Annotated in this window: 16 protein-coding genes; 10 read left to right on the forward strand and 6 right to left on the reverse strand. The window is 71.3% G+C overall.

The features are described from left to right. Positions 1-191: 191 nt before the first annotated feature. Positions 192-2,018, reverse strand: a complete 1,827-nt coding sequence (locus tag OO62_RS15290) for an acyl-CoA dehydrogenase (protein WP_033267954.1) — start codon at positions 2,016-2,018, stop codon at positions 192-194. Between the two features lie 166 nt (positions 2,019-2,184). Between OO62_RS15290 and OO62_RS15295 the strand changes: the two genes are divergently transcribed. The 3 genes from OO62_RS15295 (at position 2,185) to OO62_RS15305 (ending at position 5,011) form a co-directional block, all read left to right on the forward strand. After that, the gene (locus tag OO62_RS15295) at positions 2,185-2,667 is read left to right on the forward strand and encodes an SseB family protein (protein WP_033267955.1); all 483 of its coding nucleotides are present in this window, start codon (positions 2,185-2,187) and stop codon (positions 2,665-2,667) included. A 120-nt stretch (positions 2,668-2,787) separates the two neighbouring features. Then, positions 2,788-3,741: a pirin family protein gene (locus OO62_RS15300; RefSeq protein ID WP_033267956.1), complete on the forward strand. Its 954-nt coding sequence runs from the start codon at positions 2,788-2,790 to the stop codon at positions 3,739-3,741. Positions 3,742-3,856: 115 nt separating this feature from the next. Beyond that, positions 3,857-5,011 carry an AI-2E family transporter gene (locus OO62_RS15305; protein WP_033267957.1) on the forward strand — a complete coding sequence of 385 codons (1,155 nt, stop codon included), beginning with the start codon at positions 3,857-3,859 and terminating at the stop codon, positions 5,009-5,011. Here the strand turns inward: OO62_RS15305 and OO62_RS15310 are convergent. Beyond that, positions 4,933-7,107, reverse strand: a complete 2,175-nt coding sequence (locus OO62_RS15310; RefSeq protein ID WP_033267958.1) for a SpoIIE family protein phosphatase — start codon at positions 7,105-7,107, stop codon at positions 4,933-4,935. The two genes, OO62_RS15305 and OO62_RS15310, sit on opposite strands and share 79 nt — an antisense overlap. A 280-nt stretch (positions 7,108-7,387) precedes the next feature. Between OO62_RS15310 and aspS the strand changes: the two genes are divergently transcribed. Beyond that, the gene (gene aspS / locus OO62_RS15315; RefSeq protein ID WP_033267959.1) at positions 7,388-9,151 is read left to right on the forward strand and encodes an aspartate--tRNA ligase; all 1,764 of its coding nucleotides are present in this window, start codon (positions 7,388-7,390) and stop codon (positions 9,149-9,151) included. 133 nt (positions 9,152-9,284) lie between these two features. Continuing rightward, positions 9,285-11,036, forward strand: a complete 1,752-nt coding sequence (locus tag OO62_RS36975; protein WP_051733218.1) for a hypothetical protein — start codon at positions 9,285-9,287, stop codon at positions 11,034-11,036. 79 nt (positions 11,037-11,115) lie between these two features. On the opposite strand, the gene metG is transcribed toward OO62_RS36975, so the two are convergent. The 3 genes from metG to OO62_RS15335 form a co-directional block, all read right to left on the reverse strand. Beyond that, complete coding sequence (gene metG, locus OO62_RS15325) at positions 11,116-12,831, reverse strand: methionine--tRNA ligase (RefSeq protein ID WP_033267960.1); 1,716 nt, start codon at positions 12,829-12,831, stop codon at positions 11,116-11,118. Positions 12,832-13,072: 241 nt separating this feature from the next. Then, positions 13,073-14,665 carry a DHA2 family efflux MFS transporter permease subunit gene (locus OO62_RS15330; protein ID WP_206738502.1) on the reverse strand — a complete coding sequence of 531 codons (1,593 nt, stop codon included), beginning with the start codon at positions 14,663-14,665 and terminating at the stop codon, positions 13,073-13,075. Positions 14,666-14,907: 242 nt separating this feature from the next. Further along, positions 14,908-16,527, reverse strand: coding sequence for a vWA domain-containing protein (locus OO62_RS15335; RefSeq protein ID WP_033267961.1), 1,620 nt, complete (start codon positions 16,525-16,527; stop codon positions 14,908-14,910). A gap of 658 nt (positions 16,528-17,185) precedes the next feature. On the opposite strand from OO62_RS15335, the gene OO62_RS15340 reads away from it, so the two are divergent. Together OO62_RS15340 and OO62_RS15345 are read left to right on the forward strand one after the other, a co-directional pair. Then, positions 17,186-18,487 carry an alpha/beta hydrolase gene (locus OO62_RS15340; protein ID WP_033267962.1) on the forward strand — a complete coding sequence of 434 codons (1,302 nt, stop codon included), beginning with the start codon at positions 17,186-17,188 and terminating at the stop codon, positions 18,485-18,487. A gap of 195 nt (positions 18,488-18,682) precedes the next feature. Then, positions 18,683-19,246: a VanZ family protein gene (locus OO62_RS15345; RefSeq protein WP_180290067.1), complete on the forward strand. Its 564-nt coding sequence runs from the start codon at positions 18,683-18,685 to the stop codon at positions 19,244-19,246. Positions 19,247-19,286: 40 nt separating this feature from the next. On the opposite strand, the gene OO62_RS15350 is transcribed toward OO62_RS15345, so the two are convergent. Further along, positions 19,287-20,153 (reverse strand): polysaccharide deacetylase family protein, encoded by an 867-nt coding sequence (locus OO62_RS15350; protein WP_033268114.1) that lies wholly within the window; start codon positions 20,151-20,153, stop codon positions 19,287-19,289. A gap of 237 nt (positions 20,154-20,390) precedes the next feature. On the opposite strand from OO62_RS15350, the gene OO62_RS15355 reads away from it, so the two are divergent. The 3 genes from OO62_RS15355 to OO62_RS15365 are packed head-to-tail and all read left to right on the forward strand — an operon-like array spanning position 20,391 to position 22,767. Then, positions 20,391-21,140, forward strand: coding sequence for an ABC transporter permease (locus OO62_RS15355; protein ID WP_033267963.1), 750 nt, complete (start codon positions 20,391-20,393; stop codon positions 21,138-21,140). Next, positions 21,137-21,811: an ABC transporter permease gene (locus OO62_RS15360; protein ID WP_033267964.1), complete on the forward strand. Its 675-nt coding sequence runs from the start codon at positions 21,137-21,139 to the stop codon at positions 21,809-21,811. The genes OO62_RS15355 and OO62_RS15360 overlap by 4 nt, the downstream gene beginning before the upstream one ends. Next, on the forward strand, positions 21,808-22,767 hold the full coding sequence (locus tag OO62_RS15365; protein WP_033268115.1) for an ABC transporter substrate-binding protein: 960 nt from the start codon (positions 21,808-21,810) through the stop codon (positions 22,765-22,767). The genes OO62_RS15360 and OO62_RS15365 overlap by 4 nt, the downstream gene beginning before the upstream one ends. The last annotated feature ends 46 nt before the right edge of the window (positions 22,768-22,813 follow it).

The following is a 22,813-nucleotide window of genomic DNA, read 5'->3' on the forward strand; positions in this document are numbered from 1 at the left end:
GCCGAAAACCTTGCTGGACTGAGCGATTCCGGTCGTTCGGTGACATGCGGCGCCGTACGGGCCGCATGCGGGCGGGGGACGGGGATGACGAAGCCCGCCTCTCCGGGGGAAGAGAGGCGGGCGGCGTCAGTCTGCAAGGCCAATCTGAGAGTCCTCTGAGAACGCTGCGGACGGGCCCGCGGTCACGGTGCTCAGAACGCGGCCTCGTCGAGCTCCATCAGCGACTGGTCGACGGACTCGGCCAGCCCGCGCTCGACGCCGACGCCCGGCAGGACGTTGTGCGCGAAGAACTTCGCCGCGGCGATCTTGCCGGTGTAGAAGGGCTTGTCCTTCGCCGAGGCGCCGGCCAGCTTCTCGGCGGCCACCGCCGCGCCCTTGAGGAGCAGGTAGCCGATGACGACATCGCCGGAGGCCAGCAGCAGGCGGGTGGTGTTCAGACCGACCTTGTAGATGGACTTGACGTCCTGCTCGGTCGCCGCGAGGTCGGTCAGCATGGCGCCGACGATGGCCTCCAGGTCGGCGGCAGCCTTGGCCAGCTCGCCGCGGGCCTGCGCCAGCTCGTCCCCACCGACGTTGTCGGCGAGGAACTTCTTGATCTCGTCGGACAGCACGGTGAGTGCCTGACCCTGGTCACGGACGATCTTCCGGAAGAAGAAGTCCTGGCCCTGGATCGCGGTGGTGCCCTCGTAGAGGGTGTCGATCTTGGCGTCCCGGATGTACTGCTCGATCGGGTATTCCTGCAGGTAGCCCGAGCCGCCGAAGGTCTGCAGCGACTGCGCGAGCTGCTCGTAGGACTTCTCCGAGCCGTAGCCCTTGACGATCGGCAGCAGCAGGTCGTTGAGGCGGTTGGCGGCGCTGGCGTCCTCGCCCGCGGCCTCCTTGGCGATGATCTCGTCCTGGACCGTGGCGGTGTAGAGCACCAGGGCACGCATGCCCTCGGCGTACGCCTTCTGCGTCATCAGCGAGCGGCGCACGTCGGGGTGGTGGGTGATGGTGACGCGCGGCGCGCTCTTGTCCGTGAAGGCCGCCAGGTCCGGGCCCTGCACCCGCTCCTTGGCGTACTCCAGCGCGTTGAGGTAGCCGGTCGAGAGGGTGGCGATGGCCTTCGTGCCGACCATCATCCGGGCGAACTCGATGATCTTGAACATCTGGCGGATGCCGTCGTGCTTCTCGCCGAGCAGCCAGCCCTTGGCCGGGTGGTTGGCGCCGAAGGTCATCTCGCAGGTGTTGGACGCCTTGAGGCCCATCTTGTGCTCGACGTTCGTGGCGTAGACGCCGTTGCGCTCGCCCAGCTCGCCGGTCTCCCAGTCGAAGTCGTACTTCGGCACGATGAACAGCGACAGGCCCTTGGTGCCCGGACCGGCACCCTCGGGGCGGGCGAGGACGAAGTGCACGATGTTCTCGGACATGTCGTGCTCACCGGAGGTGATGAAGCGCTTCACGCCCTCGATGTGCCAGGTGCCGTCCGCCTGCTGCGTGGCCTTCGTGCGGCCGGCGCCGACGTCCGAACCGGCGTCCGGCTCGGTCAGCACCATGGTGGAGCCCCACTGCTTGTCCACCATCAGCTGGGCTATGCGGTGCTGCTCCTCGGTGCCCTCGTCGTGCAGGACGCCGGCGAAGGCGGGGCCGGAGGCGTACATCCAGACCGCCGGGTTGGCGCCCAGGATGGTCTCGGCGAAGGCCCACAGCAGGGAGCGCGGCGCGGTGGTGCCGCCGATCTCCTCCGGGATGCCCAGACGCCACCACTCGGCGTCCATGTACGCCTGGTAGCTCTTCTTGAAGGTGTCCGGAATCGGCGCGGTGTTGGTGTCCGGGTCGAAGACCGGGGGGTTGCGGTCGGTGTCCGCGAAGGACTCCGCCAGCTCGTTCTCGGACAGGCGGGCGATCTCGGACAGCACGCTCTTGGCGGTGTCGACGTCCATCTCCGCGAACGGTCCGGTGCCGTACACGCTGTCACGGCCCAGCACCTCGAAGAGGTTGAACTCGATGTCGCGGAGATTCGACTTGTAGTGGCCCATGGGTACGGCTCCGTAGGGGTTCGGGAGAGGACCCAAGGCAGGGACCTCAGACGCAATACCGGCTAGTAGTTAAATGATGCTACCCGTGGGTAATAAGAATCAACCCCTTCCACCCATCTGTGACGAGCGTCCCCCGGCGAATCGCCGACTCAGTACGCTGTGGCGCATGTACGGCTACGACCAGAACGCGGGTGCCGGGCAGCAGCAGTACGGCGCGCCACCGCCACCGCCCCCGCCGCAGCAACCGGCCTCCGGGGGGTACGGCGAGCAGCCGCTGTACCCCGAGCCGTCCCCGCCCTCCCTCGCCGACGCGGTGCGTGCCTTCACCACCGGCTCGATGTCCGCCGAGGACTTCCAGGGCATCTTCTCCACCTCCAAGGTCTACTGCCCGCGCGGTGACAACCCCGGCTTCCTGGCGCTGCACAACACCCAGCAGCCGGTGATCCCGATGTTCACCTCGCTCAAGGAGCTGCGGCGGTACGCGGGCAAGGAGTCCAAGTACTTCGTGATCACCGGCGCCGAGGTGCTCGACCTGCTGCCGACCGGCTACGGGTTCGTGCTCGACATGGAGGGCGACCACCGCATGGTCTTCGACGCGAAGGCCGTGGAGCAGATGGTGGACTTCGCGATGCGCCGGATGTACGGCTGACGGCTCCCGTCGAAACCCCTGCAGACCCATTTGACCTGCGGAAACGCGGGTGGGAATGCGGCACGCCTTGCAGGTTGTTCAGTATTCAACTAAGTTGACTGCACGACCGAGGAGGCCGTCATGCCCGCTGTGACCGTAGAGAACCCGTTGGCCCTGCCGCGTGTGGCGGCACCCGCCACCGCGCAGCCCCGTCCCGTGCTGGCCGTTGCCACCGCTCCGAGCGGCTTCGAGGGCGAGGGCTTCCCGGTGCGCCGGGCGTTCGCCGGCATCGACTACAAGTACCTCGACCCGTTCATCATGATGGACCAGATGGGCGAGGTGGAGTACGCGCCGGGAGAGCCCAAGGGCACGCCCTGGCACCCGCACCGCGGCTTCGAAACCGTCACGTACCTGATCGACGGCACGTTCGTGCACCGTGACTCGCACGGTGGCGGCGGCACCATCAACGACGGCGACACCCAGTGGATGACGGCCGGCTCCGGCCTGCTGCACATCGAGGCGCCGCCGGAGTCGCTCGTGATGTCCGGCGGTCTCTTCCACGGCCTCCAGCTGTGGGTGAACCTGCCGAAGAGCGACAAGATGATGGCCCCTCGGTACCAGGACATCGGCGGCGGCCAGGTCAAGCTGCTGACCTCCGCCGACGGCGGTGCGCTGCTGCGGCTGATCGCCGGTGACCTCGACGGCCACCGGGGACCGGGCATCACGCACACCCCGATCACGATGATGCATGTGACCGTGAACCCGGGCGCCGAACTCACCCTGCCCTGGCGCAAGGACTTCAACGGCCTCGCCTACGCGCTCGCCGGGCGTGGCGCGGCCGGCGCCGAGGGACGTCCGTTCCGCATGGGGCAGACGGTCGTGTTCGGCACCGGTGACTCGATCACGATCCGGGCGGACGAGACCCAGGAGTCGCGCAGCCCGAACTTCGAGGTCGTGCTGCTGGGCGGGCTGCCGATCCGCGAGCCGATGATGCACTACGGCCCGTTCGTGATGAACACCCACGCCGAACTGGCCCAGGCGTTCGAGGACTTCCAGGCCGGCCGGCTCGGGTCCATCCCGGCCGACGAGCTCTGAGGCCCCGTCGGGCGGGCGGCCACAAGGTGACCGGGGGCGGTGTTTCACGTGAAACACCGCCCCCGGTCACGTTCCGGCTCCGTCCCGGCGCGGGTGGCCGTGGTGGACTGTCGGAGTGCGAAACGACTCGGATCACGACCCCCGCGGCGCCGACGGTGAACGGCCGCTGCCCGAAAAGCCGTTGCTGCCGATCGAGGCCCGCCGCGCCGCGGCCTGGTGTCTGGTCGCGCTGCTGATCGCGGCCGTCCTGGCCCTCGGGGTGTGGCTGTGCGTCTTCCTGAGCGCGGCGGTCACCCCCGTCCTGCTGGCGCTGCTCGGCAGTGCGCTGCTCGGGCCGCTCTACCGCCGGCTGGTGGCGATAAAGCTCAACCGCTCGCTGGCGGCCGGGCTGACCTGCGCGGTCCTCGTGGTGGTGGTCGGCGGCGCCGGTTACATCGTGGTCAGCGCCCTGATCGACACCGGGGACCAGATCCTCGCCTCGCTCAAGGACGCCGCCAAGGACCTCTCCAAGACCTTCGGCGCGGCCGGTACCTCGCTCGACGACCTCGCCACCAATGCCAAGAGCCTGGTCGGCAAGTTCGGCGGCGAAGCGGCCTCCGGGCTGCTGGCCGGGGTCAGCGTGGTCAGCCAGTTCATCGCCGCCTCGGTGCTGGCCCTGCTGCTGACGTTCTTCTTCCTGCGGGACTCCGGCAAGGCCGTCCGCGGGCTGCACGACTGGGCGCCGGGCAACTCCGCGCCGCAGCTGGAGCGGATGGCCCGCCGCGGCTTCCAGGCCATAGAGGGCTTCATGCGCGGTACCACGCTCATCGCGCTGATCGACGCCACCTGCATCACCGTCGGACTGCTGATCCTCCAGGTGCCCGGCGCCGCCGGCCTGGGCGCGCTGGTCTTCGTCGGCGCCTACATCCCCTACCTCGGTGCCTTCATCTCGGGCGCCGTCGCGGTCCTGGTGGCGTTCGCCGACCGGGGCCTCGTGATCGCGCTCTGGGCACTCGGCGTGGTCCTCGCCGTACAGGTGCTGGAGGGGCATGTGCTCCAGCCGATGATCCAGAGTCGTACCGTCCAGATGCATCCGGCGACCGTCATGCTGGCGATCACCGCGGGCGCCAGCATCGCCGGAATCCTCGGCATGCTGCTGTCCGTCCCGCTGACCGCCGCCGTCTCCGGCGTGCTCCACGAGCTGCGCAAGCACTACGCCGCGGGCTCGGCCTCCGACGCGGGCTCCGACTCCGGTGACACCGGGCCCGCCGCCTCCGCCGCGTCCTCGTAGAGCTCGAACCACGTCGACTTGCCGTCGCCGCGCGGATCCACCCCCCACGCCCCGGCCAGCAGCTCCAGCAGCACCAGTCCGCGTCCCGAGGACGCCAGCTCGCCGGGGCTGCGGCGGTGCGGCAGTTCATCGCTGCTGTCGGAGACGTCGACGCGGATCCGCCGGGCGCCCGGTGCCCCGGAGATCTCGGCGACCAGCAGTGCGTCGCCGTCGGTGTGCGTCAGGACGTTGGTGATCACCTCGGAGACCATCAGCACCGCCGAGTCGACCTGGTCGGCATCGGCCCAGTCGTGCAGCACCTCGCGGACCTGCCGGCGGGCCTCGGCGATCCGCTGCGGCTCGGCCTGCGCGACGGCGAGCACGGTGCGCCGCACCGGCCGCCGGTCCGGCGGGCCACCGGCGCCCACCCCGCAGCTGGCGCCCTCGCGGCGCAGCAGCAGTACGGCGATGTCGTCCTCACGGCGGTCCACCAGCGGCCCGGTGGTGTGGTGCGAGGACGGCCCGTGCACGGCCTGGACCAGGGCATCGGCCAGCTGCTCCAGGTCCTCGTGGTCCGCGTCGGGCTGATGCGACTCGATGATGTCGCGCAGCCGCGCCCAGCCGGTCTCCAGGTCGTGGCCGCCGGTCTCGATCAGCCCGTCGGTGCACACCACCATGGTTTCGCCCGGTTCCAGCACCAGCCGGGTGGTGGGGTAGTCGGCGTCCGGGACGATGCCCAGCGGCAGCCCGCCCGCGGTGGGCCGGACCAGCATCGTGCCGTCGGCCAGCCGGATCGCCGGATCCGGGTGCCCGGCCCGGGCGATGTCCAGCAGGCCGGTCGCCGGGTCCACCTCGATGTACAGACAGGTCGCGAAGCGCTGGTCGTCCTCGGCGTGGCCGTGGAACCCGGTCGCGTTGATGCCGGCGAGGAAGCGGGAGGCCCGCGCGAGCACCGCATCGGGGTGGTGGCCCTCGGACGCATAGGCGCGCAGCGCGATCCGCAGCTGCCCCATCAGGCCGGCGGCCCGGACGTCATGCCCCTGGACGTCCCCGATGACCAGCGCGAGCCGGCCGGACGGCAGGGGGATCATGTCGTACCAGTCGCCGCCGACCTCCAGTCCCCCGCCGGTCGGGACGTAGCGGGCCGCGACCGTCATCCCCGGGATGTCCGGCTGCACCGTCGGCATCATGCTGCGCTGGAGGCCCAGCGCCAGCTCCTGCTGCTCCTCCTGCATCCCGGCCCTGGCCAGTGCCTGGGCCAGCATCCGGGCGACGGTGGTGAGCACCGAGCGCTCGTCGGGGGTGAAGGCGACCGGCTGGGCGAAGGCCGCCATCCAGGCGCCTATCGTCCGGCCCGCGTTGACCAGCGGCAGGAACGCCCATGACGTAAGGCCGAAGGGGGCGGCCAGTGGCCAGGTGGCGGGGTAGCGGCGGCTGTACTCCTCGGGGCTGGGCAGGTAGAGGGCCCGCCCGGAGCGGATGACCTCGGCGGCCGGATAGTCGGTGTCCAGCGTCATGTCGAGGAAGGGCTTCTCGTCGTCCGGGTGGTGGCCGTGGTGGCCGATCACCGAGATCCGGTCGCCCTCGATCCCGAAGACCGCCAGGCCGTCCGGCATGAAGCCGGGCATGGAGAGCCCGGCCGCCACCCGCAGCACCTCGGCGGTGGACCGGGCCTCGGCCAGCGCCCGCCCCGCGTCCAGCAGGAACGCCTCACGGGAGCGGCGCCAGTCGCCGGTTATCGGCGTGTGCGCCGCCGAAGTCCCCGGCTGTGGCTCGGGCACCTCTTGGAGGGTGCCGACCAGCTCGAAATCCCCGTCGACGAGCCGGGGCCGGGAGCGGGAGCGGACGATGCGCAGCACTCGCCCGTGCTCGTCCACGATGCGCAGCCGGGCCTCGGCGAGCGTCTCCTCGGAGACCGCGAGCTGCACGATCCCGTTGACCTCGGCGAAGTCGACGGGATGAAAACGGGAGCGTACGGCGGCCTCGCTGAGTTCCACCGGCTCGGCGGGGAGCCCGAGCAGCCGGGCCGCCTCGGCGTCCAGGGCCACCTGCCCCGAGGCGTTGTCCCAGCGCCACAGGCCGGTCGCGATGGCGGCCAGGAGGTCCTTGGTGCGCATTGCCTCACTTTAGGGGCGTTTGGTGGGGCGCAACAGCGAGCCGGGATGTGACCGTCGTCCCAGTCGGGAGCCCTTCTTCCGATCCCGAAACGGCTGATGCGTATATGTCAACGAAGAGGCGGGGGCCGGGACGGTAACCTGGAGCGGTTATGTCAATCCTGGGGTGGCCTTTCGGGCGACCGACGGGGAGAGCGACCGGGCGTGTGAGCCCGTGTTCCGATCCCTCTCCTCTGCTCCCGACAACTCCTCACCTCGACACTCGCGACGACTTGGATGAGCGATGCACCGGTACCGGTCCCATAACTGCGGCGAGCTCCGAGCCGCGGACGTCGACACGGACGTCCGCCTCAGCGGCTGGCTGCACAATCGTCGTGACCTGGGCGGCATCCTCTTCATCGATCTGCGGGACCACTACGGTCTCGTGCAGCTCGTCGCCCGCCCCGGCACCCCCGCCGCCGAGGTGCTGGACAAGCTGACGAAGGAGACGGTCGTCCGCGTCGACGGCAAGGTCGTCTCGCGCGGCGCCGAGAACGTGAACCCGGAGCTGCCGACCGGCGAGATCGAGATCGAGGTCTCCGAGGTCGAGGTCCTGGGCGCGGCCCAGCAGATCCCCTTCACGATCAACGCCGACGACGGCGTCAACGAGGAGAAGCGCCTGGAGTACCGCTTCCTCGACCTGCGCCGCGAGCGGATGCACCGCAACATCATGCTGCGCTCGGCGGTCATCTCGGCCATCCGCCACAAGATGACCACCCTCGGCTTCAACGAGATGGCGACGCCGATCCTCAGCGCCACGTCCCCCGAGGGCGCCCGCGACTTCGTGGTGCCGTCCCGCCTCCACCCGGGGAAGTTCTACGCGCTGCCGCAGGCCCCGCAGCAGTTCAAGCAGCTGCTGATGATCTCGGGCTTCGACCGTTACTTCCAGATCGCCCCCTGCTTCCGGGACGAGGACGCCCGCGCGGACCGCTCGCCGGGCGAGTTCTACCAGCTCGACGTCGAGATGAGCTTCGTCGAGCAGGAGGACGTCTTCCGGCCCATCGAGCAGCTGATGACCGAGCTGTTCGAGGAGTTCGGCGGTGGCCGCCACGTCACCTCGCCGTTCCCGCGGATCCCGTTCCGCGAGGCGATGCTGAAGTACGGCTCCGACAAGCCGGACCTGCGCGCCCAGCTGGAACTGGTCGACATCACCGACGTCTTCGAGGGCTCGGAGTTCAAGGCGTTCGCCGGCAAGCACGTCCGTGCGCTGCCGGTGCCGGCCGTTCAGGCCCAGCCGCGCAAGTTCTTCGACCAGCTCGGTGACTACGCGGTCCAGCACGGCGCCAAGGGCCTGGCCTGGGTGCGCGTCGGTGAGGACGGCTCGCTGACCGGCCCGATCGCCAAGTTCCTGACCGAGGAGAACGTCAAGCTCCTCAACGAGCGCCTCGGCCTGGAGCCCGGCCACGCGGTCTTCTTCGGCGCCGGCGAGTTCGACGAGGTCTCGAAGATCATGGGCGCGGTGCGCGTCGAGGCCGCCAAGCGGGCCGGCCACTTCGAGGAGAACGTCTTCCGCTTCTGCTGGATCGTCGACTTCCCGATGTACGAGCGGGACGAGGAGACCGGCAAGATCGACTTCTCGCACAACCCCTTCTCCATGCCGCAGGGCGGTCTGGAGGCGCTGGAGACCCAGGACCCGCTGGACATCCTGGGCTGGCAGTACGACATCGTCTGCAACGGTGTCGAGCTCTCCTCCGGCGCGATCCGGAACCACGAGCCCGACATCATGCTCAAGGCGTTCGAGATCGCGGGCTACGACCGGGACACCGTCGAGGAGAAGTTCGCGGGCATGCTGCGCGCCTTCCGCTTCGGCGCCCCGCCGCACGGCGGGATCGCCCCCGGCGTCGACCGCATCGTCATGCTGCTCGCGGACGAGCCGAACATCCGCGAGACCATCGCGTTCCCGCTGAACGGCAACGCGCAGGACCTGATGATGGGCGCCCCGACCGAGCTGGAAGAGGCCCGGCTCAAGGAGCTCCACCTCAACGTCCGCAAGCCGCAGGTGAAGTAGCGCCGGCGGAGCCGCACAGACGCCGAGGGGCGGTGTTTCACGTGAAACACCGCCCCTTCGGCGTAAGCGGCCGCGTGCTCCAACCGCACCACATTTGTGGCCGGGTTCCGGCCGCGCACGCACTGTGGTGCCCATGCAGCAAGCCAGCCTTCTCCCCGGCACGTCCGTCCTGGGCACGCGGACGCGTACGGCACACTTCGCTCCGGTCCGCGATCTGCGATGGCTGATCGCGCTGGCCGTGCTCTTCACCGCTGCCCAGCTCTACCTGGCCGTCGGCACGCCCGGCCTGGGATGGGACGAGACGGTCTACGTCAGCCAGGTCGACCCCCGCGCCCCGGCCGCGTTCTTCAGCGCCCCGCGCGCCCGCGGCATCACCTTGCTCCTCGCCCCGGTCGCCGCCCTGACCACCTCGGCGCCCGTCCTGCACTGCTACCTCGCGGTGCTCTCCGGCGCCGGGTTCCTGCTCACCCTGTGCCTCTGGCGGCGTCTGCTGCCCGCCCCCGTACCGGCCCTGGGCGGTGCGCTGTTCGCGGGTCTGTGGATCACCCTCTTCTACGGTCCGCAGGCGATGCCCAACCTGTGGACCGCCTATGCCGCGCTCGTCGCCACGGGCTGCTTCCTGCTGGCCGTACGGCAGCCGGCGGCGCAGCTGGCCCCGGGCGCCGGCCGGAGCGCGGCGGTCGGCCTTGCCGTCGCGGTGGCCGTGGCCGGCCTGATGCGTCCCCTCGACGCCGTCTGGCTGTCCCTGCCCCTCTTTGCCGCGGCGCTCTGCGTACCCGCCTGGCGGCGCTCCACCGTGCTGCTGGCCGTGCCGGCCGGCCTGGTCCTCGGCTGCACCGAGTGGATCGTGGAGGCATTCACGTCCTACGGCGGGCTGCTGGCCCGGCTGCGGCAGGCCGGGGAGATCCAGGGCGGGCTGGGCTGGCACCCGTCCTTCGGTGACCACGCACGGGCCCTCCAGGGCAAGACGCTCTGCCGTCCCTGCGACCTGGCCTGGGACCAGCCGGTCACGGCGGTGTGGTGGTTCGCGCTGCCCCTGGCGGTCGCCGGAGCGGTGTGGGCGGCGTCGCGGGCCCACGAACCCGGCGGGACGCTGCACCGCTACGGGCCGGTGTGGCCCGTCCCGCGCGGCCGCGCACCGGGCAGCGGCCGCCGCGAACTCGGCCTGGAGCCGGTACGCCTGGGCACGCTCGGGCTGAACCCCGTACGGGCGGTCGGCCTCGGCCTCGACGGCGCGATGCACCGGTACGGACCGGCCTGGCCGCCCTCCAGCCTGCGCGACCCCGGCGGTGCGCGGCACCGCTACGGCCCGGGCCCCATCGCCCTCCCCGCCCTGGTCGGTCTCTGCCTCGCCCTCCCCTATCTGCTGATGGTGGACTACGCCGCCCCGCGTTTCCTGCTGCCCGCCTACGCCCTGCTGCTGATGCCCGCCGCCTGGTTCCTGTACTGGCTGACCCTGCTGCCCCGCCGCCGGCACGGCTGGGCGATCGCCGCCCTGGTCCTCGCGCTGCTGGCCCATGAGGGGACGCAGCTGGCGATCCTGTACAAGATGCACCGGGCGACCGTCCGCGCCCAGCACGACGTCGGCCGCATCGTCGGCACGCTGCGCACCGCGGGGGTCCGGCCGCCCTGCGCGGTGAGCGGCGAGGAGGCGGTACGGCTGGCGTACGGGATCCACTGCGCGGCCCGGCAGCCCGGCGGCCACGACGCCAGCATCAGCCCGGCGGGCCTGACCCGGCTGGGCGCCCGCCACCCCGCCGCCGTCGTGCTGGCCGCCGGCCGGAAGCCGCCGCGCTACGCCCGGGACTGGCGCCCGGTCCGCCTCCCGCCGACGCCCGGCCTGAAGCGGCTCAGCGCCTACCTGTCCCCGGCGGCCCGGCCCTGACCCGCCCGCCCGGCACGCGAAGCGCGCCCGCCCGGTCCCGAGGACCGGACGGGCGCGCAGGTGTCCGTGCGCTCCGCGCTTACTGCTCGGCGCCGCCGAAGCGCTCGCGGTAGGACTCCAGGTCCTCCTCGGTGATCTTCGCGAAGAGCACCGGCGGGACCGTGAACGGCGTACCGGCCGGCACCGATGCGAGCGCCTTCGCCTCGTCCTGGGAGACCCACGGCGCGGTGTCGTTCTCCAGCGCGAAGGCGCTCCGCATCGCCTTCGCAGACGCCGGGATGAACGGCTCGGAGACCACCGCGTACAGGTGGATGAGGTTCATGGCCGTGCGCAGCGTCAGCGCCGCCGCGTCCTTGTCGGTCTTGATCTCCAGCCACGGGGCCTTCTCCTCCAGGTAGGAGTTGCCCGCGCTCCACAGGGCGCGCAGCGAGGCCGCCGCCTTGCGGAACTGCAGGGCCTCCATGTGGCCCTCGTACTCCGCCAGCAGCCCGGCGATCTCCTCGCCCAGCTTCTGCTCCGCGGCCCCGGCCTCGGCGCCCGCGGGCACCTCGTCGCCGAACCGCTTCCGCGAGAACGACAGCACCCGGTTCACGAAGTTGCCGAGGGTGTCCGCCAGGTCCTTGTTGACCGAGGAGGAGAACAGCTCCCAGGTGAAGGAGGTGTCGTCCGACTCCGGGGCGTTGGCGATCAGGAAGTAGCGCCAGTAGTCGGCCGGCAGCAGCTCCAGCGCGGCGTCCGTGAAGATGCCGCGCCGCTGCGAGGTGGAGAACTTGCCGCCGTAGTAGTTCAGCCAGTTGAACGCCTTGAGGAAGTCGACCTTCTTCCACGGCTCACGGGTCCCCAGCTGGGTCGCCGGGAACATCACGGAGTGGAACGGGACGTTGTCCTTGGCCATGAACTCCGTGTAGCGGACGTTCTCGGCCTCGTACCACCACGCCTTCCAGTCGCGGTTCTGCGGGTCGACGTCGGCCCACTCCTTCGTCGCACCGATGTACTCGATCGGGGCGTCGAACCACACGTAGAAGACCTTGCCCTCGGCCGCCAGCTCCGGCCACACGTCCGCCGGCACCGGGACGCCCCAGTCCAGGTCACGGGTGATCGCCCGGTCCTGGAGACCCTCGGTCAGCCACTTGTGCGCGATGGAGGACGCCAGGGTCGGCCACTCCTTGCTGCCGTTGCCCTCCAGCCAGCCCTCGACCTCGTGCTGGAGCTTCGACTGGAGCAGGAACAGGTGCTTGGTCTCCCGCACCTCCAGGTCGCCGCTGCCGCTGATCGCCGAGCGGGCGTCGATCAGATCGGTCGGGTCCAGCACCCGGGTGCAGTTCTCGCACTGGTCGCCGCGCGCCTTGTCGTAGCCGCAGTGCGGGCACGTTCCGACGATGTAGCGGTCGGGCAGGAAGCGGTCGTCGGCGACCGAGAAGACCTGGCGGATCGCCCGCTCCTCGATGAAGCCGTTCTCGTGCAGCTTGCGCGCGAAGTGCTGGGTGAGCTCGACGTTCTCCGGCGAGGAGCTGCGGCCGAAGTAGTCGAACTCGAGGCTGAAGCCCTCGTAGATCGCCTTCTGCTTGTCGTGCTGCTCCGCGCAGAACGCGTCGACCGACTGCCCGGCGTCCTTCGCCGCCAGCTCCGCCGGGGTCCCGTGCTCGTCCGTCGCGCAGATGTAGAGCACGTCGTGCCCGCGCTGCCGCAGGTACCGGGCGTAGACATCGGCCGGGAGCATGGACCCCACCATGTTGCCCAGGTGCTTGATCCCGTTGATGTACGGAAGGGCGCTGGTGATGAGGTGTCGAGCCATTGCCGGCTGCTCCCAAGTCGCTACGGTGAGTGAGGATTTGCTTTACGGAACGTCAATATCGTACTGGACGGGGTGGCGGGTCCGGCGCGGGCTTTTCGGGGCCGGTGAGGGGCCGGGCAGGGGCCGGGGGCGTGCGGGGCCGCGGCGGTCGACGGGGCGCGGGGGCCGGGGGCGGGGCATCGGGACGGCGGGGCTCAGGGGCGCCGGGAGGGCTCCACTCCCGGCCCGCCGTGCGCCCGGATCACCGCACCGCCGACTCCGCGCTGTCCGCGCTGCCCGCCGCGGGCACCTGGTTCTGCCGGGGAGCCGGCCCGTTCACGATCAGTCCGGCGGCGAGGGCGGCGCCCAGCATGATCACCGAGCCGACTCCGATGGCCACCGTGAACCCGTGCACCACCCCCGCCCGCACCAAGCCCTCCCGGACCGCCGGCGGGACCGGGTGCCCGCCGCTGTGCCGCGCCGCGTCGGCCAGACGGCCCGCGAGATACGTCGCACCGGTCGACGTCGCGATGGTGTTCAGCAGCGCCGTACCGATCGAACCGCCCACCTGCTGCGCGGTGTTGACCGTCGCGGACGTGACCCCGGCGTCCTGGGGCGCGACCCCCGTGGTCGCCGTGGCCATGACCGGCATGAAGGTCAGCCCCATGCCCAGCCCCACGAGCAGTTCGGCCGGCAGCACGTGCGCGACGTACGCGGACTCCGCCGTCAGGAACGTCAGGGTGAACAGTCCCGCCGACGCCAGCAGCGCGCCCGGAACCATCAGGAACCGCGGCGGGACCAGGTGCAGCAGCCGGGCGGATATCTGCGTCGAGCCGATGACGATCGCCGCCACCATGGGCAGGAAGGCCAGCCCGGCCTTCAGCGGCGAGTAGCCCAGCACGGTCTGCAGGTAGTAGGTCAGGAAGAGGAACATCCCGAACATCGCGATGACCGCGAGGGCCATGGTCAGGAACGCCCCGCCGCGGTTCCGGTCCCGCACGACGTGCGGCGGCAGCAACGGATGCGGTGCCCGGGTCTGCCACCACGCGAAGGCCCCCAGCAGCAGCGCGCCGCCCACCAGCATCCCTACGACCAGCCCGTCGCCCCACCCGCGCGGCCTCGCCTCACTGCACCCGTAAACGAGCGCGACCAGCCCGCTGCACCCCAGCAGCACGCCGGGTATGTCCAGATGCGCCCGCTCCGGTACCGCCTTGCTCCGCAGCACCACCGCCGCGGCCGCGAAGGCGACCGTCGCGACCGGCACATTCACGTACAGACACCAGCGCCAGTTCAGGTACTCGGTCAGCAGCCCGCCCGCGATCAGCCCGATCGCCGCGCCGCCGCCCGCGATGGCCCCGTAGATCCCGAAAGCCTTGCTCCGCTCCCTGCCCACCGTGAACGTGGTGGTCAACAGCGACAGCGCACTCGGCGCCAGCAACGCGGCGAACGCCCCCTGCAGGGCCCGCGCCCCGAACAGCAGGCCCGACCCGCCGGCCGCGCCGCCCAGTCCCGACGCCACGGCGAACCCCACCAGTCCCACCATGAACGTCTTCTTCCGGCCCACGAGGTCCGCGATCCGCCCGCCGAGCAGCAGCAGCCCACCGAACGCGAGGGTGTACGCGGTGATCACCCACTGCCGGTTCGCATCCGACATGCCCAGGTCCCGCTGGGCCGACGGCAGCGCGATATTCACGATGGTCGCGTCCAGCACCACCATCAACTGCGCGATGGCGATCACCACCAGCGCCCACCAGCGCCGCGGATCCGGCTCCGCGGGGGCGGCCCAGCCGGTGGTGGTCGGGCCGCCGGCGGCAGCGGGGGGCCCGGCCCCCGCGCCTTCGCTCGTGCCACTCATAGCGACCCGCCTCATCCGGCCGGCACGATCACCCCGACCGCCGGCCGCCCGTGGGGGCGCGATCGGAGCGCTTCACCCACTCAGCCTAGGGAGGGGAGCGGGGGCTCGCCTGCTGTGTGGGGAGCGCGCCGTGGGGGCCGGGGAACGCGGGCGGGAAAAGCGGCGGCCGCGGCGGGCCACCGGGGGCCCGGCCGCGGCCGGTGGTGCTGCTGGGTGTGCGGAGTGCCGGGTGGGCCCGGTGCTCAGTTGTCCTTGAGGACGCCGGCGGTGCGGGCCTCGGTGAGCCACTCGGGGAACTCGACCATCAGCTGCTGGTAGAGCTCCTCGTGGGAGAGGCTGCGGGGCTCGCGGCCGGCGTGGAAGAAGCCGGCGTTGTCGACGCGGCGCTTCTCCGGGACGGTCAGGTCGTCGAGCTTGCGGAGGAAGTCGAAGCCCTTGGCCTCCGGGTCACCGAAGCCGATGAACTGCCAGAAGATGGGCAGTTCGGCCGCCTCGCACAGGGCCCGCTCGGCCGCCGGCTTGGACGTCGGGGCGCCGTCGGTCTGGAAGAGGACGAAGGCCGGGGCGGTGCTGCCGGACTTCTTGTAGTGCTCCACCACCGCGTTGACGGCCCAGTGGTAGTTCGTACGGCCCATGTGGCCGAGGCCGGCGTGCAACTCCTCGATGCGGCCCTCGTAGTTGGTGAGGTCGATGTCGGCGGTGCCGTCGATGTCGGTGGAGAAGAAGACGACGGGGACGGTGGGGTCCTCGTCGAAGTGCGCGGCGAGGCCGAGGGCCTGTTCGGCGAGGTTCTGGACCGTGCCGTCCTTGTAGTAGTTGCGCATCGAGCCGGACCGGTCGAGGACGAGGTAGACGGCGGCGCGCTGGCTGGTGAGGCCGTGCTTCTCCAGGGTGGCCCCGGCGGCCTTGTAGAGGCCGAGGAGGGCGGGGGCAGCGGTGGGGAGGGAGGCACCGGGGGCGGCGTCTTCGGCGGCCTCGGTGACCGCGGTGGCGTCGGCGACCGCAGCGGCCTCGGTGGCCTCCGGCTCCGACGCGGCCGGCTCGGGGGCCGTCTCCGGGATCGCCTCGGGCTCGGTGGCGGCCTCAGCGGTCGTCTCCGGGGCCGTCTCCGGCTGCGGCTCGCTCGTCGGCTCGGCTTCTGCCTCCGCCTCCGGCGCTGCGTCGGCCTCGGCCTCGGCCTCGGACTGCGGCTCCGCGTCTGCGGTCTTCGCCTCGACGGGCTCCTCGACGGCCTCGACGACAGGCTCGACGGCCTCGACGACAGGCTCGGCGGCAGGAGTCGCGACCGGGGCCGGCTCCGGGGCCGGCGTGTCGAAAGCCTGGCTGACGAGGTCGGTGGTGGCCGGTGCGGCCTCGTCCTCGGCCTGCTCCGTGCTCGGGGCCTCGGCCTCGGCCTTGTCCTCGACCTCGGGCTCTGCCGTGGTCTCCGCCTTCGGCTCGGCCTCGGGCTCGGCTTCGGCGGTGGGCTCGGCCGCGGGCTCGGTTTCGGCCGTGGGCTCCGGCTCGGCCGTGGTCTTCTCGGCCGCTTCCGTCGTGGGCTCGTCCCGCACGTCGGCCGCGTCCCATACGTCGACGACGTCGGCGGTGTCCCGTGCGGGCGACTCGGTGCGGTCCACCGGGCTGCCCTGGGCCGGCAGGGTGGGGGCGGGCGTCGGCGCCGGGTCCGTGGCACGGTCGTCCGAGGGGGCCGTACGAGCGGCCGGAACCTCGGCTTCCGGGGCGGCGGCCGGCGTGGATTCCTCGCGGGCCTCCGGGATGGTCGCGGACTCCGGCTTGCCGGCGCCGCTCGGGGCCGCGCCGGATTCTTCACGGGTCGCCTTGGAGCGACCGAAAGCGTTGCGCAGCAGACTCCGAATGCCCATCGGCGAACCTCTCTTGCGGGTGGTGGGTGCGGCGTATGTCCGTGAAGCGCGGACATGTCCCTGACCAGGACGGATACGTAAGCGTAGCGGCCGGGAAGGGCCTCATCGTGGGACCCCGCGCCTTGCGTGGTGGGCTATCCGGGGGGTCTGTCGGGCGAAGTGGTTTCGGCCGGCGGTGGGTGATCTTGCCGCGGTCGCATCGGTGCTGCGTACGGGGCTGATCGGTGGCCGTCGGGCGTCAAGGGGGTCGAGCGTCAGTGATGCGGGTGCGCCTGATGATGCGTGCCGAGTGGTCCGGGCTGCAAGAGGCGCAGGGGGACGGAGAGTTGAGATGAGGCAGGGGAGTTGTGAGGGAGGAGGGTGGCGGGAGCGGGGGTGTTCCGTGTGTGTAGGGGGAGATGGCGGGGTATCAGGGCAGGAAACCGTCCCGTGCGGCAGATTTCACTTTTCTCCGCTTTCTCGGGCACTTTCCCCCCGCCGCCACATCACGCCCCGGAAACGAAGTGGCAAGAGGTGGGTAAGAACTGAGTCGTTCAGGTATCCGATGCGCAGGTGTGCCCGTCTTCTCCGGTGACCATTGTCCCGAGCCGCCCGTTGTGCCTTAGGCGGCCGGTAAGAAGGCAAGAACCCTTCCGAGGGTGACGGGAGATGTGGGCGCATGGGGCTGACCAGTCAGTCGCTCGAGTACACGGTGGTCGTGCTGGCGGTGGTCTGCGTGGCCGCCACGGTGTGGCTGTGGCCCCGGCTGTCGAAGCAGGGGGTCGGACCCGTGCTGGGCAGACTGGGCGCCATCGTGGTCACCCAGGTGTCGATCGTGTGCGCGCTCGCCCTCGCCGTGAATGCGAACTTCGAGTTCTACGGCAACTGGGACGAGCTGCTGGGCAACAACGAGGAGGCGCCGGCCTCCGTGAGCCAGGGCGCCGGTCAGTACGCCTCGGTCGGCAACCTCAAGGGCGGGCTGGTCCAGCCGGCCGGTCCGCAGGGCCTCGACCGGGTGACCGGGCTGCCCAAGGGCCCCGCCGACAAGGTGGGCAAGGTCGAGTCCGTACGGATCATCGGTCGCCGTACGCGCGCCATCAACCCGGGCTTCGTCTACCTGCCGCCGCAGTACTTCCAGCAGCAGTTCCGCCGGCAGCGCTTCCCCGTCATGGTCGTCATCAGCGGCTACCCCGGCGGAATCATGAACCTCGCGCAGCACCTCCAGGTGCCGCAGAACGCGGGCCGGCTGATCGCCCAGGGCAGGATGCAGCCGACCGTGATCGTGATGGTGCGGCCGACGATCGCGCCGCCGCGGGACACCGAGTGCGTGGACGTGCCGGGCGGGCCGCAGGCCGAGACGTTCTTCACCAAGGACCTGCCGGACGCCATGCGGTCGGCCTACCGGGTGGGCCACGACCCCAGCGCCTGGGGCGCGTTCGGGTACTCGTCCGGTGGTACGTGCTCGCTGCAGCTGGCGATGCGCAACCCGCATGCGTACACCTCGGCGGTCTCGCTCTCCGGTGACTACGCGATCAAGGACGACCTGACCACCGGCAGCCTCTTCGGCGCCGGCCCGGCGGGCGCCCAGCACGAGCGTGAGCACGACCTGCTGTGGCGGCTGAAGAACCTGCCCGCACCGCAGATCTCCGCGCTGGTGGCCAGCAGCCGCAAGGGCGAGGCGGATTACGGCGCCACCATGAAGTTCATCCACGCGGCCAAGGCGCCGATGACGGTCGACTCGATCATCCTGCCGCAGGGCAGCCACCAGTTCGCGACCTGGCGGCGCGAGGTCGTGCCCGCCCTGGAGTGGCAGAGCCGGCAGCTGACGTTCCCGCAGGACACCGAGGCCGTGCCGCCGCGGAAGACGCCCCCCGCCAAGGCGGGCCAGGGCAGCGCCCCGGGCAGGACGGCCGGGCCGAGCAAGGCACCGGCGACGTCCGACGGCCGCCGCCGGGTGGAGGCGGAGCGACCGCGGAACTGACCGCACAGGAACAGCGCAGGGGCGCCGGGACTTTCCCGGCGCCCCTCTCTGCGTAGGAGGGGATCCCGCCGGGGGTTTGTTTGTTCGGGGCGTGCCGCCTCTGGGGCCCACGTGATCTGTACATGATCCCTGCGGCCGCGGGTAACCGACGGAACCTCGGGCACACGGCCCGTCCCGTCGACCCGGGAGGCTCTCATGGTGCGTACGCAACCGGCTGATGAAGGGCGGCCGTTGGCGGCTGCGCGCGCCCCGCTGGCCGTGCGGATCCTGCTGCTGGTGGTCGCGTTCGCCGCGATGGTGGCCTTCGCGGCGCTGCTGGCCCGGATCACACTGACCCCGTCGGCCGCTTCGGTCCCGCTGACCCACCCCAATCTGCGTCCGGGTGCGTCGATCCGGGACTACCTCGGTGCGCCGAACCTGGCGGACGCGGCCAAGCAACTCGGCGGCAACGTGGTGCTGGGCGTGCCGTTCGGCGTGCTGTGGCCGGTGCTGGAGCCGCGGGCGCGCGGGCTGGTGCGGGTGGGGGTGGCGACCGCACTGGTGATGCTGCTGGTGGAGCTGGTGCAGGGGGCGCTGGTCACCGGCCGGGCGTTCGACATCGACGACGTGATCCTCAACTGCGCCGGCGCGCTGCTCGGCTATCTGCTGCTGGGGCGCCGGCTCGGGCGGGCCGTCCATCCGCGGCGCCGGCACTGGTGGCACCGGCTGTCCGGCGGGCGGCCGGCGGCCGGCGCCAAGTCCTCGGGCGCGGAAGGCTGAGGACGCCCGCCGGGCGCGGTGGCGACGGCCCCGCGGCGCTCTACGGCCGGTAGACCATGCCCGGTTCCGGCTTCGCCGGCGACAGCAGCTGGGAGACCGTGACGACGGTGTAGCCGCGCTTCTTCAGCTCCTTGAGGATGCCGGGGACGGCCGGCACGGTGCCCCGGTAGATGTCGTGCAGCAGGATGATGCCGTCGCGTTCGGTCTGCTCCAGCACGCGCTTGGTGATCAGGGCCGAGTCGTTGGTCTGGTAGTCCTTGGCGGTCACGCTCCACAGGACCTGCGCCAGCCCGAGTTCCTTGCTGATCCGGGAGACCTCGCCGTCGGTCCGGCCCTGCGGCGGGCGCATCAGCCGGGGCGTCTTGCCGGTGATCCTGTGGACCGCGTCCTGGAGGCGGGACAGCTCGCGCTTGGCCTCGGCGGGGTCGATCTCGGTGAGGATCTGGTGCGACCAGGTGTGGTTGGCCAGCTCATGGCCCTCGGCGTCGATCCGCTTCACCTCGGCGGGGCGCTTGTCGACGTGGTTCTTGCCGAGCATGAAGAAGGTGGCGTGCACCTGCTCCTTCTTCAGGATGTCCAGCAGGCGGCCGGTGTTCTCGCTGGGGCCGGCGTCGAAGGTGAGCGCCACGCACTTGGCCTTGCGGCAGTCGACCTCCGGCCCGGCGCCGCCCCCGTCCCTGGCCGACCCGTCCTTCCCCGCACTGTTCTTCCCGGCCCCGTTCTTGCCGTCCGCGTCCGCGGCGAGCCGGGCGTCCTTCTCCTTCACGGCGGCCGCCGGTGCGTCGGCGCGGGCGTCGGCCGGCGCGGTGACGTCGTAGGTGGCGCAGCCGCTGAGGGCCAGGACCAGCGAGGTGGCCGTCAGCAGTCCGGCTATGGACGTGCTCCGGGCCGTGGGGGTCTTCGGCATGGGGGCTCTTTTCGGACGCGGGCGGTCGAGGGCGAGCCCGCTTCCGGGCAGGGCGAAGCCGGCGCGGGCCGGGGCGCGCCCGGCCGCGCCGACCACCGGTCGCACCGGTTCCAGGGGCTCGAAAGGCACTATACATAGGTAGTACACACTCGATGTATACGTGGGGTGTGTACGGTCGGGCGCACGATCGGACGCCTCCGCCGTGCCGCTCCGCTCCCGCCGGGGTGGACTCGTAGCGTGACCGCACCGCCGCCCGACGACTGCCTGGCCCAAAACGCATGGATCTGCGGCGAGTACCTGAGCACCCGCCGGCAGATCCTGCTCGACGCGGTCCTCCAGCACCTCCAGCTCACCGTCGTCTCGGTGGCGCTCGGGCTGGTCATCGCGGTGCCGCTGGCGCTGCTGGCCCGCCGCCGGCGCTGGACGGTCGGGCCGGTGCTCGGCATCACGACGCTGATCTACACGATCCCGTCGCTGGCGATGTTCTCGCTGCTGCTGCCGTTCTACGGGCTCTCCGCGACCCTCGTCGTGGTCGGTCTCGCGCTCTACTCCCTCACCCTGCTCGTGCGGAACCTCCTGGCCGGGCTGAACGGCGTGCCCGCCGAGGCCAAGGAGGCCGCCCGCGGCATGGGCTACGGGCCGACGCGCCAACTGCTCACCGTCGAGCTGCCGCTGGCCCTGCCCACCGCGATGGCCGGGCTGCGGATCGCCACGGTCTCCGCGGTCGCGCTCACCACCGTCGGCGCGATCGTCGGGTACGGCGGACTGGGCAACCTCATCTACGCCGGGATGAACTCGTTCTTCAAGGCGCAGGTGCTCACCGCGTCCGTGCTGTGCGTGGTCATCGCGGTCGTCCTCGACCTGCTGCTGCTCGGGGCGGAACGGCTGCTGACGCCCTGGCGGCGGGCGAGCGGCAAGGACCGGGTGCGAAGCCGGGCCGGATCAGGGATCAGGCGGCCGGTCGCGGCGCCGGGGCGGCGCACATGAACACCCTCTCCGCGGTCTGGGACTGGCTGACCACCGGTGCCAACTGGGCGGGGGAGAACGGCGTCTGGCACCGCCTGGAACAGCACCTCGTGCTCACCTTCGCCTGTCTGGCCCTCAGCGCCCTGATCGCCCTGCCGGTCGCGCTGACCCTCGGCCACCTCGGGCGCGGTGGCGCGCTGGCGGTCAACCTCGCCAACGTCGGACGCGCGGTGCCCACCTTCGCCGTCCTCGTCCTGCTGCTGCTCACCCCCCTCGGGCGGCACGGGCAGTGGCCGACGATCATCGCGCTGGTGCTGTTCGCCATTCCGCCGTTGCTGACCAACGCGTACGTGGGTATGCGCGAGGTGGACCAGGACGTCGTACGGGCCGCGCGAGGGATGGGAATGACCGGGACACAACTGGTGTGGCGGGTCGAGATGCCGCTCGCCTTTCCCCTGGTGCTGACCGGCATCCGGATCGCCGCGGTCCAGCTCGTGGCCACCGCCACACTCGCCGCGCTGGTGGGCGGCGGCGGGCTGGGCCGGATCATCACCGCGGGCTTCAACCTCGCCAGCACCCCGCAGGTGGTGGCCGGTGCGGTGCTGGTGGCGGTGTTCGCGCTGCTGATGGAGGCCGCCTTCGAGCTCGTCGAGCGGCGGGCGCCGGGGTGGGTACGGGGGCGGGCCCGGTGAGGGCCGGGCGCACCGCCCTCGCGGCAGCCACCGTCCTCGCGGTCGTGGGCCTCACCGGCTGTGCGACCGGTCCTTCCCTGGAGACCCGCTCCGCGATCACCGCCGCGCCGGGGGACAGCCGCGATCTGGCGATCGGTTCGGCCGGCTTCACCGAGAGCGAGTTGCTCGCCCACATGTATGCGGCGCTGCTCGACCACGCCGGCTACCGGACCCATATCGTCACCGTCGGCAACCGTGAGCTGTACGAACCCGCGCTGGAGGCCGGCCAGATCGATGTCGTCCCCGAGTACGCCGCCACCTTCGCCGACTGGCTCCACGCCAAGAACAGGGGCTCCAAGGCGCCCCCGGTCGCCTCGCCCGACCTGAACGCCACAATGGCCGCGCTGCGCGGGCTCACCGCACCCCGCGGTCTGACCGCCCTCCCGGCCGGCCGGGCCGTCGATCAGAACGCCTTCGCGGTGAGCGCCGCCTACGCCCGCGAGCACCACCTCAAGACCCTCAGCGACCTGGGCCGCGCCAAGCTGCCGGTGCGCCTCGCGGCGGGTGACGAGTGCGTCCAGCGGCCGTTCTGCGCCCCGGGGCTGAAGAAGAAGTACGGGATCAACATCACCGCCATCGACCCGAAGGGCGTCGGCACCACGCCCGCGAAGCAGGCCGTGCAGAACGGGCAGGACCAGCTGGTGCTGACCACCAGCACCGATGCCACCCTCGACCAGTTCGGGCTGGTGCTGCTCACCGACGACAAGAAGCTCCAGAACGCCGATTACGTCCTCCCCGTCGTCAACCGCGCCCGCGCGGGCGGTCCCCGACCGGCCGCCGCGCTCAACCGCCTCAACAAGGTTTTGACCACCGCCGATCTGGCGCGGCTCAACGAGCAGGTGGACAGCTGGCGGCGGCTTCCGGCGGATGTGGCGCGCCACTACCTCGAAGCGAAGGGGCTGTTGCCGAAGAGCTGAGCGGGCGGCCGGTGGTGCCTCCGGGAGACCGTCCAGCAGGGCCGCC

The organism is Streptomyces lydicus (assembly GCF_000717345.1).
Classification (GTDB): domain Bacteria; phylum Actinomycetota; class Actinomycetes; order Streptomycetales; family Streptomycetaceae; genus Streptomyces; species Streptomyces lydicus.